The organism is Ureibacillus terrenus (genome assembly GCF_006569205.1).
Taxonomy (GTDB): domain Bacteria; phylum Bacillota; class Bacilli; order Bacillales_A; family Planococcaceae; genus Ureibacillus; species Ureibacillus terrenus.
This window is the reverse complement of the sequence record NZ_VIGD01000005.1, coordinates 138,592-152,738: the sequence shown is the minus strand read 5'-3', so window position 1 is coordinate 152,738 and position 14,147 is coordinate 138,592. Positions and strand designations below refer to the sequence as shown.

Sequence of the window (14,147 nt, the reverse complement as noted above, 5' to 3'; positions counted from 1 at the left end):
AAGTTGCTGTATAAGAAGATTCATTATTCTTTTCGGACATTATCTTTATTTTTTCAGCTCTTCTTCATTCCATACAATCCAATTGTTTGCAAATCCGGTTCAAGATTCCGTCGGCACAATCCGTTGTAATGCCTGAACTTTTCGTCCAACCACCCACCGTGCATTATACCAATAATTCGACAAAAAAAACAGCTGCCAGAAGAAATTCTTTTCTGGCAGCTGTTTTTTCTTTTATTTGGTTGTATTCAAAATTTTCACGTAATCTTTTGACACGTAAGCTTTTTTGTAATCTTTGCTGTCGGGAACGATTTCGTACCAGCCATTCACATTTTCATTTGTAATCAATACCGGTATATTGGAGCGGTTATATTTGTAAATGGCCGTATAGCTTGTGCCGGGCCCTGTGCGGACATTCAAGCCGGATGTCGTCGTGAGGCCGACTTTATATGCTTTGTTTGCATCTTTGAATCCCATGGATTTGTCCGCGCGGTAATAATGGCCGGCAGCCTTTGAGCCCCAATAAGGGTCGGATGCGTATTTCACATTGAAGCCGATGGTTTTTGTCCCATACACGGTACCGTAACCGAATGATGCGTTGGCCGGGATATATTTTTTCCACCAGAATTGATCCATCAATTCACGGATGCTGGCTTCAGGTGACGCAAATTTCATTTTCAACGGATTGGTGTCATAGACATATAAGCCGAAGAGGTTGTTATAGTTTTGCGCATAATCGCTCATGCCGAAATCGCTTTCATGCATCGCGAGCGCCAGAATCATCATCGCATTGACACCGTATTCCGCTTCGATGGCCTTCAGTTTGCTTCCGAGGCCAATCAGTTTGCTTTTCTTTGTCGCGTCTTTGTAGCGGCCGCCCTGTTTTTCCCGTTCTTTTAGGATATACTGGATGTAATTTTCGAGCTGCTGGGCCGTATATTGCGTTTTTGTATGAACAGGGAGGAATTGATAGTAGTTATAGTAAGTAAACTTTTCGGAACCGGAGAAGAAGTTGATGCCGTCCCAGCTGTAATATTTCTTGCCGGCTTTCATTTGGCTCGGCGCTTTTCCGAAAATATAGCTTCCTTTCGCATTTCCCGTCAGCTGGTCCACCAAGACGTGCTTGATTTCTCCTTCGCCTGTTCTTTCATAATAATTTCGGCCCTTTGCCAAATCAAAAGGAACCAACCGCACGCTGTTTTGGTCCACATATCCTTCATGGCCGCCGAAGTTTACTTTGATGCGTTTTCCTTCCGCTTTAATAAATTGCATTTCCGAACCCGCGGCTACGCTGATGTTGTCGTTAACCATCGTGGATTCCAGCACCGCGTAGGCTTTGGTTACCGCAAAACCGGTGCCGGGCGCCATATAGATGATGTCGCCGTCTTTGACAATCACGTCTTTGTTTGACGAAACACTTTTCAATACATCTTCATATGTATAAGAGGTTTTTTTGGTTGCACCAAGTGTTCCGTTTTGGAGGATCTGCTTGAGCTCATAAATTCCGAAATTGATGGCTTCCTGGTCTCCGATGGATTCCATCAGCCTGATGACGAATGTTGCCGCCTGGGCCACAGTCGTGTGGTTCAGCGGATAGAAATAGACGCCATCCGGCATTGTCGAACCTTTGATGATTCCTTTTTGCACACCGACTGCCACCGCTGTTTGGTAGTCTTTGTAAATTTGGTTCTTATCCTTGAAATTCAATGGGGCAGTTGTGTTTGTCGGAACTTTTAAATGGTTCAATGTGCGGTAAATCATGACGGCCATATGTTGGCGCAAAATCGGGTCGTTCGGTTTGAATGTGCCGTCCGGATACCCTGTAATGATTCCCGCGGCGGCGGCGTTTTGAATGTCCTGATAATATTTGTTATTTGTCGGCACATCTTTGAAATTGGTTTTTTTGGATGCATTCGGCAAACCGATCGCTTTTGATAGAAAAGCCGCAAATTGGCCGCGCGTAACTTTCGCGCTTGGGTTGTAGTTTCCCTTGGAGTCGGGAGTCAGGGCCCCTTTCATGATCAGATAGCGCAGCCCCCGCTCATGATAGTTGCCGGTCACATCGTCTGCCGCTTCCGCCTTGTGGGTAAAGCAGAACGAGAACACCAGGAAAAAACAGGCAGCCAATCCTAAAAATCTTTTCATGGATTCCCTCCTTTCATAACTTCAATACTATCAAAATTTTACTAATTTATTAAGGGGTTATTGAATTTAAATGAAATAGATTCTTAAGAGGCGATTTGATTTGAATGAAATAGAAATATTGTGAAAAAAGCGGCGAAAATTGTAGCATTTTCGATTCCTCGCAAGGGTTTTCTTTGGGAGGATCCGGGGGAGGAAGAGCTGAAAAAAGGCCCATTTATTGTTAAAAACTTGGTCCTTGCCTTTTATATGGAGGAGAGTTTTTATATGATATAATTGATTGGTCATAATTAAAGATTAGTAGATACATGAAGATCGGAATCGTGGGGAATTACGGGAATGATAATAACGGGGACGAGGCAATCCTCTTCAGCATCATCCTGCAGCTGGAGCGGACGTTCAATATTTCCCGTGAGGACATCTCAGTATTCAGCAACAATCCCGGACAAACGAGCGCGAGATATGGGGTTCATAGCTATCCGTTATACTATAAATCCAACAATATCTATAGAACCTTCTATCATACATTTCAAAAGAATAAAAAACGTGTTGCCCGGCTGGATTTGCTCATCATCGGCGGCGGCGGCATCCTCATGGACTTCTACCGGCGCGAAGCCCATCTGTACGGCAGCTATGCCATGATGGCCAAGCTTTCAAAGGTGCCGTTTATTATTTATGGTTGCGGTGCCGGCCCCATCAATACGGTCATCGGACGGTTTTTGATCCGGCGCATGTGCAGGCATGCTTCCAATGTATCGGTAAGGGATCCGGAATCCAAGAAGCTGTTGAACGACATAGGGGTCAAGAAGGAAATCCATGTGATTGGCGATCCGGCTTTGGCTTTATATCAACCGAGGGAAGAATATAATGAGTCGCCAAAGGAAGTCGCCGTATCCTGTGTTCCGATGTACAACAAGAACTATTGGCCTTACGGGGACGTCGATAAATACGAAGAATACGTATCGGGGATGGCAAGGAATTTGGATCGGCTGATTGAAAAGGAAGATGTCAACATCACCTTTTTTGCCACGAAATATCCCCAAGATGTCTGCGTGACAAAAGATATCCAAGAGAAAATGAGGCACCGGGAGCGGACGAAGATTATCGATGAAAACTTGCAACCTCAGAAATTACTGGAATTTGAAAGCCGGTTTGACACGATCATCGGAACCCGGCTGCATTCGCTGATTGTCGCCACATGCTCGGCGACGCCAATCGTCGGCATCGCGTATCACCCGAAAGTGGCCAATTTTATGAAACTGATCGGCGTTGAAGACCGGTGCCTTACGATTGGGGATATCCAGGAGGATGAAATGGCATTGGCCCGCACTTTCAGCCACCTTCGGAAAAATTGGAAAGACATTGTTCATGATACAAAAAGCATCGCTCAAAAGGTTTGTGAAGAAGCAACAAACAAAGGAAGAGAATTGTTGATGAAGGCAGTGGAGGAAAATGGAAAAAGTATTCGTGATTAGCAACATGTATCCTTCAAAGGAACATCCATCATTCGGAATTTTTGTCAAAAATCAAGTGGAAGCACTGCGCAGCAAAAATATCGACGTAATTGTGGCAGCGAATGCCGATCCAAGGACGGGCAAGAAAAATACCATTTTGAAATACGGCAAATGGGCCAACGAAGTCTTGAAAAAAGCATGGAAATACCGGAAATCCATTTCCGTTTCCCATGCGCACTACGTATTCCCATCGGGCGTTTTTTCATTGCTCATGAAGAAAATGTTCCATATTCCATATGTAGTGACGGCCCATGGGGGCGATATCGAGCGGATGGCGAAGAAAAACAACATCATCCGCAATTGGACGGAGAAAATTTTGCAGGAGAGCAGCCATGTCATTGCGGTCGGTCCGGTGCTTGCCGAACAAATTGAAAAGGAATACCGCATTCCGCGGGAGCGGATTCTGGTTTGCAGCATGGGGGTCGATTGCAAGCGATTCAGACCCGGGGACAAGATGCGGGCAAGACGGGAACTGCAGCTTGATGAACATGCCTTTATTTATTTGTTTGTCGGAAATGTCATCCGGCAAAAAGGGGTGGAAGAGCTGCTCCTTGCGTTCCAGCAAGTGAAAAAGCAGTCCGATCAGGACGTGAAGCTTGTCATTATCGGTTCCCAGCGGGATGTGAATTTCGTCGACAGTCTGAAACCGTTGGTGGACGAAGATGTGATCATGCGCGGACCTATGGAGCAAAGCGAATTGGTGAAATGGTATCAGGCATGCGATGTGTTCGTATTGCCTTCCCATTTGGAAGGATTCGGGCTGGTTGCGCTGGAAGCCATCGCGGCCGGCAAGCCCGTCATCGCATCCGATGTGGGCGGGTTGACGTATTTGTTGCGGGACGGAGCCGGCCATTTGGTGGAACCGAAAAATCCGAACGCTCTGGCGGGAGAAATGATGAAAGCGCTGACGACCCCAAAAGAACAATATATGAATCAGGAAGCCCGCGAAAAGGTGCTGCACCTTCACGATGCGGAGGAAATTACAAAACGCGTGATCAGGCTGTATGAATCCGCGGCGGACGGGGGGCGGTCTGATGAATAAATTTTTAAAAGTCGTCGGAGCGGTGGCGATCATCAATATCGCCGCCCGGATTTTCGGATTTTTGCGGGAAATGGTCGTCGGCTACCAGTACGGATTTTCGTATGCGGCAGACAGCATCTTCATGGCCTATATGGTGCCGAACTTTTTATATTTGGTCGTCGGCGGCGCGTTTGCGACGGCGGTCATTTCGATTTATAGCAGAAGAACGACCGATAAAGCGGAGTTTGTAAAACAGTCGTTTACCATTGTTTTGTCAACCGCCATGCTGATGACGGCAATCATGCTTTTATTCACCGATCCGATTGTGAACAAGTTATTTGAGAACGATGAAAATGTTAACCCGTCAGCGATTCAATTGACGAAACATTTGTTTTATTGGATGATGCCTTCATCGATTTTCTTGATTCTCGCATCCTACTACAGCAGCTTATTAAACATCCATAATAAGTTTCATTTATCCAGCGTTTCGATTTTAATCTACAATATCGCGTTTTTGGCGATTGCGGTCGCCCTTTCGTTTGTCTTCGGACCGATTGCTTACGGAATCAGCGCGATGGCCAGCGCCGCCATCATGATCTATTTCCTTGTCGACGGCTACCGCAAGCTGGGTTCGCATCCCGTCGGCCTTTCTTTTAAGCGGAATGCGGCCACGAAGGATTTATGGATCATGGTGCTGCCAATCATGATTGGCGGCGGAACGGTTCAAATCTATGCGGTGTTGCAGCGGATTTTCGCGCAGTATTTGGGATTCGGGGAAAGCGCGATTTCCGTCGTAAACTATGCATCGAGATTGACCCAATTTCCGCAGACCATTTTAATTACGGCGGTGTCGACGGTCATTTATCCGATTTTGAGCAGGAAAGAAGCGGAAAATGATGTCGAATCCATAACAAGCTTATACAGCAGGGGATTGCGCTACTTGCTGATGCTGATGGTGCCCGTTTCCCTCTTTTCGTTTTTTTATGCGGAAAACATTATCCAGGTGATCTTTGAGTATGGAAACTTTACGGCAGAAGGCACAAAATTGACCGCGCCGGTATTGAAAATCTTCGTTTTGTCGATGTTTTTCCTTGCGGCCAATTCCTACATCACCCGCTTTTATTATGCGAAAGGGGATTCTTACGCGCCGGTCATTTTCAGCATTATCAATGTTTTTATTATCAATATTGCCGTTATGTACTTGCTTGCCGATTCCGCCGGAGTTTCCTCCATTGCCTGGGGAACTTTGATCAGCTCCGGCTGCAACACGTTGTTATTGATGGTTTACGCCCATTTCAAATACGGGTTGAAAGTCGGCAAAGGCCAAAAATTGCTGGATTCGGCCAAGCTTTTCATTTCCATCATCCTGATCGGGGTCATTACTTATTTGGCGAATCAATATCTGGTTTTCGGATACAAGTGGATCACATTTGGCGCTGGCGCCGCCGTCTTCGGCGCAAGTACGATCGGCCTGTACTTATTGTTCGGAATAAAAGAGGCGGAAGAATATTTTAAACGGATAAAAACAAAAGTAGTTGGAAATAAGTAATATAGTACGATAATCGTCTCCCTCTCCAAAAAGAAATAAGCGGAAAGAAAAAATCACCCAATTGGACCTAATTGGGTGATTTTTTTTATCGGAAATGGGCTCTGTCAATTTGATTCAATAAATACCCCTATTAAATTAATAGATATTGTAATATTTTTCTGTAAAATAAAAATATATCAAAAAAATACTATTGGAATAATGGAGGATTGGCCGGCAATGCCGATATAAAAAAAGAGCCCAGAGTAGTAAATGAAAAAAATCAAATTGACGGGCGACTAATATATAAATCAAAAATATCAAATTTATGCAATGAGCAACAAGAAATTATTCCGTATGTGTAAAACTTTTCACCTAATAACTTCTTTTTCCTTTTTTCCGAATTATTTACTGTAAAAAAATCTATTTTATACAGTTCAGCCTACTTTTTTGAGAGAAATTTGTATTATTATGATAATCTCCTTTAGTTCAAACAATTTTTACTATATAATGAAAATACTTTGACAGGATGACTAAGGAATGGAGGGAAGCATATTGCCTAGAGGTAGAAGAGTCAATTCCAGCGGCGAAAAAAGCAAGAAGCTGCTGTTGGATATCGCCACTGAATTATTTTCAAAATATGGATACCATAAGACGAAAATCAGCGACATCGTGAAGGCTGCGAATTTAACACAACCTACATTTTATCTGTATTTTGAGAATAAAGAATCGCTTTATCGGGATTTAATCTTGCAATTTAAAAACAGCTTTTTGGAAAATCTCGACCGTTTGAAAGAGGAAGCGAAAGGCGGCAATTTGATTGATCTTTTACATAGACATTTAACCGTCCTTTTTCAATACTTTGCAAGCAACCCCTATTTGACGAAAATCGGTTTTTATCAGGCGGAAGAATCGGAAGAATTGAAAGCCAAGTTTTCAAAAGTGCTCGAAGAATTGTTGGCGGAGCGGATCGAATTTTCGGAGCATGATCCCCGCATTTTTGCCCACAGCCTTGTCGGCGCCATTGAACGTGTCACATTGATGTTGTTGTTTACAAAAGAAAAAGAGCCTGAGCAGCTGGCTTCCGAAATCATCAACGTGTATTTCCCCAAAACCGCCGTCTGCAAATCATGATTTTAGCAAGTTAATACTATTCATATGGTGAAAAGATTAATATATCGGTCCGGTGAAAAAAGTACGGGAAGAACTTGCATGGATTTTTCTAAATAAAAAGAGTCATTATTTATTTTCTTCTAAAATGTTCAGAAGAAATAAATATGACTCTATTTTTTATTATTGATTTTTCACCGTGACGCGCATATAGGCCCCCTTTTCCAATGGACGGTTTTGTCGGTCCTTCAATGTCGGATGGATGATCAGCATGTACTCGCTTCCCGGATTTAATGGACGCTTTGGCGTGACGAACAATTGGTTGCCGTTCTTCGACAAGGCGACGTCCACTTTTTTGCCTCCCAACGCCACCAATTCGACGTCATTTTCATTGAGTGTTCCGGGCGGGCGGTTCAACGTGATTTTAAAGGTATTGTTCGTCGGAACGCCCGTTAAAGCCCGCATTTCCCTGTAGGCGACGAGCTGTTCGGCGATGGCATCGTAATGGGCCTGATAGATTGGATTGGAACCGGTTTGGATATCCGGCGTGACCCCCGAAGCGCGGATCATTGTCCCTTTTGGTCCGAAGAATTCGCCGATCGTCAATTTTAAATAGCTGCCATCGGATAATGGGTAGAACCCCTGCATTGTGCTTTTTCCGAAGGTGTTTTCTCCATAGATTACTGCCGCGTCATAGTCTTTTGCGGCGGCGGCTGTCATTTCGGAGGCGCTCGCGCTATACCGGTTGACAAGGATTTTGGTGGATCGGTCGAATATCGGCTGCACCGTGTCGGGCAAGTTTACAAGAAGCGTACCGTCGGGATGGAGCTGGTATTTGGATTTTTCGGGGCCGTAGTGCAAATAGTATTCCGTATTGGCTTCGCTGTATTTTACCCGATAGGCGTGTTTTGCATCCCGGAATAAAGCGATCACTTCTTCCGCGGATTGGACGTAGCCGCCCCCGTTATTTTGCAGATCCAGAATGAAGGAGGAAGCCCCCAGCCTTTTCAATTTTTCATATTGTTTTCTGATCAGATCAGCCGCATCCGCTGAAAAGGACTGAAGCTGTATGTAACCGATATTGCCGTAAAGGAGGCGGCCTGTCGCGTTCGGCAAATAAAACGGTTTGCGGGTCAACGTTTTGACAAGGGTTGTACCATTGGCTTTCAAAATTTCGAGAGTGACCATGGTATTTTCATCGCCCAACAATAATGCATGTCCCTCTTCAAGGGATTTTCCTCTGAGCGGGACCGAATCCACTTTGGTGATGATGTCCCCCGCTTCCAGCCCCTGTTCAAAGGCGCTTCCGTGTTCAAATACGTTGGTAACCAATAAGCCTTGATCATGCTGCTCGATGACGACCCCAATCCCGATTTGCTTCATGTCCAGAAGGTTAAAGTAGTAATTAAACGTTTCGGCGCTGTAATAGTTGGAATACGGATCCAGCATGTTCATGACTTCCTCGATGCTCGCTGCCTGATCGGGATTTCCTCTGATTTCTCCGATATATTCGGTTTTGATGATGTCTTTAATTTCCTGCAAAATGGCGGCAGCCTCTGCTCGATGCGGAATGAATAATAAAAATAATAGCAGGGAAACGAAAGGAAGCGCTTTTTTCATCAGATACACCTCTTCTTTCTGAAATGGATAATTATTGGCAAGATGGGAAGATAGTAGCATTGATTGTTTTTATGAAATTGCCGGTTTTATGTTCCGAAAGGTGAAGGGGAATGTCTGTGGGGAAACAGGATTTGCCCTTCACAACAGCGAGCGGATCTGCAAAGTGCTTTCAACGTCGTCAACGGAGAAAAGGAAGGGAATGGAAGAATATGTACAGAAATGCCTAAGAAGATTTTCATCTTTGTACAACATATGTACAAGTCAGCCGGATTAAAACGAAAAAAACCGTCCCCCGATAAAATAATCAATCCTTTATTTTCCCGGAAAATTCGGTTCATTGCGGAGAAGTCCGCCATCTGCCGGAAATAGCGCGGGAAGACGATATGGGGGACATTATTTGCCCAAGGGGTTGGTGCGAAAACAGAAAGCGGGAAAGCCAAAGAGGAATCTTCAGTGCCCAAGAAGCCGGCTCAAATGCCCAAGAGCGGAGCCTATCTGGCCAAGGGAAAATCCTAATTGCCTAAGTTGGGATCGTATCCGCCCAAGAGCTTGGCGTAGGAGCCCAAGATTGGCCTCTAACCGCCCAAGGGAAAACTACAAGCGCCCGAGTTGGAACCGTATCTGCCCAAGAGAGAGGCATAGGAGCCCAAGATTGGCCTCTAACCGCCCAAGGGAAAACAGCAAGCGCCCAAGTTGGAACCGTATCTGCCCAAGAGAGAGGCGTAGGAGCCCAAGATTGGCCTCTAACCGCCCAAGGGAAAACTACAAGCGCCCAAGTTGGAACCGTATCTGCCCAAGAGCTTGGCATAGGAGCCCAAGATCGGCCCTAACCGCCCAAGGGAAAACAGCAAGCGCCCGAGTTGGAACCGTATCTGCCCAAGAGAGGGGCATATTTGCCCAAGTTGGAACCCCAACTGCCCAAAAGGAGAATGGAAGTACCCAAGGAGGAATCCTATACGCCCAAGAGGAAAGTGTAAGTGCCCAAGAGGGAATCTATCTGTCCTTGTTCCTGTTTGCACAAAAAGGGCTCAACGGAAAAGAAAACTTTTCCGTTGAGCCCATTCATTTTAATCGGCAGTTTTTTTCGCCGGTTTTATCAGCAATTGAATGATCCATCCGATCGCCAGTGCGGCAAGGGCGGGGATGACCCAACCCAGGCTCTGTTCCGCAAGCGGAAGGGAGCTTACTATCTTTTGATACCAGCCGATTTCCAATCCCGCCTGTTTCAATCCATCGTACAGGCTGACGAAAGCGGTGGCGATTAATGGGAAGACATAAACAATCGGTTCCCGGTTCCACGCTTTATCGAACATGATCATAAACATCAGGACGATGGCAATGGGATAAATGATTAATAAAACCGGCAATGTGATGCTGATTAATTTCGCCAATCCGAAATTGGAAATGATGAAAGAGAATACCGTAAAAACCGCGACCAACATTTTATAAGAAAGTTTCGGGAATAATTTCGCGAAATACGTAGCGTTTGCCGTAATCAAACCTACGGAAGTCGTGATGCAGGCAAGAATAATAATGAGTGACAGGATGATGCTGCCCGCGCTGCCGTACAATGCATTAGCCGCGGCCGAGATGACGCTTCCGCCCTCTTCAAAATACCCGATTGCCGCCGGGCTGGAGGCGCCGATCCAGGATAGAGAAATGTAGACGAAAGCAAGTCCGAGCGCCGCGACAATTCCCGCGAAAATCGTGATGGTCACTTGTTTTGCGAGATTCATGATGCCTTTTGCCTGGATGGACTGCAACACGACGATGCCGAACACCAGGGAAGCGAGCATGTCCATTGTCAAGTAGCCTTCCACGAATCCTCTCGAAAAGGCATTTGAAATGTAATCCCCTTGTGCTTCCTGAACGGAACCCATCGGTGTAATGATGCTTTTTACCGCGAGCAGTACGATGACAATCAGCAATGCAGGTGTCAATATTTTCCCGATGCGGTCCACCAGTTTTGTTGGATTTAATGCCAAATATAAGCTGATGGCAAAAAAGACAAAAGAACTGATAAATAAAGGAACCCAGCTTTCCACCGCTTCTTTCGACAAGAATGGGGCAATCCCGATTTCATATGTAACCGCTCCTGTACGGGGAATCGCAAATAGCGGTCCGATGGATAAATACACGATGGATGTAAAAATTACTCCGAACAACGGGTGAATGCGGCTTGCGATTTGCTGGAAGTCCCCGCCGTTTTTCGCCACTGCAACAATGCCGGTAAGCGGCAGGCCCACACCCGTAATCAGGAATCCGAGCATGGCGGGAACAATGTGTTCACCCGCCTGTTGTCCTAACAGGGGAGGAAAAATTATATTACCGGCTCCTAAAAACAGAGCGAACAACATAAACCCGACCGCTATATTGTCCTTCACAAAACTTCCCAAATTTTCCATGATGACTGTTCTCCTTCAGTGTTTTTAAAATAGAGAAAAATTTCAAAAAAAATTAATAATTCGAACGCCAACATTGTCGAATTCTATCATATATTGTCGCAAAAAACAAATAATTTTTTTAGATTTATAAATAGGAACGTCATCACCAATTGGAAGGTTTTATAGTTCCCGGAAATTTTGCGCTCCGGCAGTGGTATTTTCTCCGGATGAAAACAATTTATACCGGACGCTTGTCCATTCGCCAAAATAAAACTCCGCACAGAAACCATTCTTGATCTGTGCGGAGTTTCCGTTTATTGGACAGGATTTGCCTTTTGTCCTTCATTTCGGAGGGTTTTCATCAACGATACCGATTCTTCCAAAATTTGACGCCGAAGCCTTTGTAAATTTTTTGCGAATAATTTAATTCCTTCTTGCTGATAGACTTGCATCGGATCTTCTCCCTGGTAGCTGCGCAGCCCGATTCCTTCCTTCAGATATGTCATTTGGGTCAGGTGATTGGTCCACATGTCATCGATCAATCTCAGGATGACGGGCTGGGAGATGTTCAGGAATTCTTCATCCCGTTCAAAGGATTGGATCCAGTTTTGCAATTGTAAACGTCCGGATTCCACCTGGTCAAAAATTTGTTTTGTTTTTGACGCTGAGCGATCAAGCGCGATGTTTTCCAGGAAGAAAGCGTTTAAGGTGTGTTCGATTTCGTCAAATCTCCATTCAGCGCGGTCCATTTCATCGGCGCAATGTTCGCGCACCGCGAATTCGATTGTATCAGAAAGCATTTTGAGCAATGCGCCGACAAGGGATTCTTTTTGCAGCACCCGATCCCTTAGAGCATAGATGAGGTTTCGATGCTCATTGATGACGTTGTCCAGCTGCAGGTTATATTGGCGGATGGTGAATTGCAGGCCTTCGACGATTTGTTGGGTGCGGCCGACCAGTTCCCGCACCTCTTTGTTCAGAATTTGCCGTTTCTCGTCGGTCACCATTTTTTTTATAAATTTTTCCACGTCTTCTGCCGCAAAGCGCTGCAGCATCTCGTCCTCGAGCGAGAGAATGAACCGGGATTCCCCGGGGTCGCCTTGGCGTCCGGAACGGCCCCGAAGTTGAAGATCGATCCGGCGGCTTTCATGTTTTTCGGTGCCGATGACGTACAGTCCGCCCAATTCCGCCACACCTTCGCCCAGCTTGATGTCCGTCCCCCGGCCGGCCATATTGGTGGCAACCGTAACTTGCCCTTTTTGGCCGGCCCGGGCAATTAGTTCCGCTTCCTGCTCGGCGTTTTTGGCGTTCAGCAATTGATAGCCGATGTGGTGTTTATCAAGATATTTTGCCAATTCTTCGGATTGTAGAATGGAAGTTGTGCCGATCAGGACGGGTTGCCCCTTTGTTTGGCATCTTTTCGCTTCCTGGGCGACATATTCGTATTTTGCCTCCCGCGTTTCGAAAACGATGTCCGGATGGTCGATCCGGATGACCGGTCGGTTGGTCGGGATTTGGACAACGCGCATGTTGTACACTTCTAGGAATTCCTTTTCCTGTGTTTTCGCGGTGCCGGTCATTCCGGAAAGGATGGGGTACATGCGGAAATAGTTTTGGATGGTGATATGGGCCTGTACTTTGTTTTCGTCGGTGAGCGGCATCCCTTCTTTCGCTTCGATGGCCTGGTGCAATCCGTCGGACAAGGCCCGTCCTTCCAGGATGCGGCCCGTAAACATATCGATGAGCTTGATTTGCCCATCTTTCACAATGTAGTCGACGTCCCGTTGAAACATGACTTTGGCGCGGACCGCCTGGATGACATAGTGGAACAAGACTTGATTTTCCACGTCGTATAAATTATCGATGCCGAATGCCGCTTCCGTTTTGTCGATTCCTTGCTCGGTCAAAGAGGCCGCCTTTGTTTCCGGATCATATTCGTAATCTTTGTCCTTTTGAAAGGTTTTGACAAGCGCCGCAGCCGTCCGGATCAGTTCTTCCCGGGGAGGTGTTTTGCCGGCTATGATGAGCGGCGTTTTCGCTTCGTCGATCAGTACGGAATCCACTTCGTCAATGATGGCGAAGTGATAAGGGCGTTGCACTTTATCTTCCAATTGGTAAACCATGTTGTCGCGCAGGTAGTCAAAACCGAATTCGGTGCCGATGCCGTATGTAATATCCGCCTGATAAGCTTTTTTCTTCTGCCCGGTATCCATGGAAGGCAAATTCAATCCGACGGTTAATCCTAAAAATTGGTGGATTTGCCCGATTAATTCGAAGTCCCGTTTTGCCAAGTAGTCGTTAACCGTAATGACGTGCACGCCTTTTCCTTCCAAGGCCCTGACATAGGACGGAAGGGAAGCGACCAGGGTTTTCCCTTCGCCGGTCGCCATTTCGGCGATGTTTCCTTCCGCCAGCACGAGGCCGCCGATTAATTGCACATCGTAATGGCGCATGCCGATTACCCGCCGTGAAGCTTCCCTTACGACCGCGAAGGCGTCAGGGATGATGCTTGACAGCGGCGCGCCATTTGCCAGAAGTTCTTTAAAGCGGCCCGTCATCTTTCGAAGTTCATCATCCGGCATGGATGAGTATTTATTTTCAAGTTGATTGATTTTTTCCACGATTTGATAATATTGCCTTAATTCGCGTTTGCCCGTTTTTTCTTTGTGTTTGAAGATGGAGAACATAGATTTGACGCTCCTCTGGACAGTCTCATGAAAGTTATGGATATCTATGTAATTCTATCAAACTTTAAAAGGTATGACTACTTCGATAACGGGGAAAATAAATTTGAAGACAATTGCCCGAAAAACGGTAATTTTCCGCGAAAAGCG

8 protein-coding genes are annotated in these 14,147 nt (G+C 45.8%); 4 read left to right on the top strand and 4 right to left on the bottom strand.

Annotated elements, in window-relative coordinates; translation table 11 throughout:
- Nucleotides 1–231: 231 nt before the first annotated feature.
- Complete coding sequence (locus tag FKZ59_RS05540) at nucleotides 232–2,142, bottom strand: S-layer homology domain-containing protein (RefSeq protein ID WP_141601755.1); 1,911 nt, start codon at nucleotides 2,140–2,142, stop codon at nucleotides 232–234.
- A gap of 305 nt (nucleotides 2,143–2,447) precedes the next feature.
- Here FKZ59_RS05540 and FKZ59_RS05535 point away from each other — a divergent pair, with 305 nt between their 5' ends.
- From FKZ59_RS05535 to FKZ59_RS05520, 4 genes are all read left to right on the top strand, one after another.
- Entirely contained in the window at nucleotides 2,448–3,614 is a 1,167-nt protein-coding gene (locus FKZ59_RS05535) for a polysaccharide pyruvyl transferase family protein (RefSeq protein WP_141601754.1), read from the top strand.
- The gene (locus tag FKZ59_RS05530) at nucleotides 3,592–4,695 is read left to right on the top strand and encodes a glycosyltransferase (RefSeq protein ID WP_141601753.1); all 1,104 of its coding nucleotides are present in this window, start codon (nucleotides 3,592–3,594) and stop codon (nucleotides 4,693–4,695) included. Before FKZ59_RS05535 ends, FKZ59_RS05530 begins: the two co-directional genes overlap by 23 nt.
- Nucleotides 4,688–6,223, top strand: a complete 1,536-nt coding sequence (gene murJ / locus FKZ59_RS05525; protein WP_141601752.1) for a murein biosynthesis integral membrane protein MurJ — start codon at nucleotides 4,688–4,690, stop codon at nucleotides 6,221–6,223. The genes FKZ59_RS05530 and murJ overlap by 8 nt, the downstream gene beginning before the upstream one ends.
- 531 nt (nucleotides 6,224–6,754) lie before the next feature.
- The gene (locus tag FKZ59_RS05520) at nucleotides 6,755–7,333 is read left to right on the top strand and encodes a TetR/AcrR family transcriptional regulator (RefSeq protein ID WP_141601751.1); all 579 of its coding nucleotides are present in this window, start codon (nucleotides 6,755–6,757) and stop codon (nucleotides 7,331–7,333) included.
- Between the two features lie 159 nt (nucleotides 7,334–7,492).
- Here the strand turns inward: FKZ59_RS05520 and FKZ59_RS05515 are convergent, their stop codons facing one another.
- The 3 genes from FKZ59_RS05515 to secA2 form a co-directional block, all read right to left on the bottom strand.
- Entirely contained in the window at nucleotides 7,493–8,929 is a 1,437-nt protein-coding gene (locus FKZ59_RS05515; protein WP_181733186.1) for a S41 family peptidase, read from the bottom strand.
- Nucleotides 8,930–9,996: 1,067 nt separating this feature from the next.
- A complete protein-coding gene (gene brnQ / locus FKZ59_RS05510) occupies nucleotides 9,997–11,334 on the bottom strand; it encodes a branched-chain amino acid transport system II carrier protein (RefSeq protein ID WP_141601749.1) in 1,338 nt (445 codons plus the stop codon).
- A gap of 293 nt (nucleotides 11,335–11,627) precedes the next feature.
- Nucleotides 11,628–14,000: an accessory Sec system translocase SecA2 gene (gene secA2 / locus FKZ59_RS05505; RefSeq protein WP_141601748.1), complete on the bottom strand. Its 2,373-nt coding sequence runs from the start codon at nucleotides 13,998–14,000 to the stop codon at nucleotides 11,628–11,630.
- Nucleotides 14,001–14,147: the final 147 nt, after the last annotated feature.

Bases quoted from the DNA above. Each gene is read 5' to 3' on its own strand.
- FKZ59_RS05540 (WP_141601755.1), bottom strand. From the start codon at position 2,142: ATGAAAAGATTTTTAGGATTGGCTGCCTGTTTTTTCCTGGTGTTCTCG.
- FKZ59_RS05535 (WP_141601754.1), top strand. From the start codon at position 2,448: ATGAAGATCGGAATCGTGGGGAATTACGGGAATGATAATAACGGGGAC.
- FKZ59_RS05530 (WP_141601753.1), top strand. From the start codon at position 3,592: ATGGAAAAAGTATTCGTGATTAGCAACATGTATCCTTCAAAGGAACAT.
- murJ (WP_141601752.1), top strand. From the start codon at position 4,688: ATGAATAAATTTTTAAAAGTCGTCGGAGCGGTGGCGATCATCAATATC.
- FKZ59_RS05515 (WP_181733186.1), bottom strand. From the start codon at position 8,929: ATGAAAAAAGCGCTTCCTTTCGTTTCCCTGCTATTATTTTTATTATTC.
- brnQ (WP_141601749.1), bottom strand. From the start codon at position 11,334: ATGGAAAATTTGGGAAGTTTTGTGAAGGACAATATAGCGGTCGGGTTT.
- secA2 (WP_141601748.1), bottom strand. From the start codon at position 14,000: ATGTTCTCCATCTTCAAACACAAAGAAAAAACGGGCAAACGCGAATTA.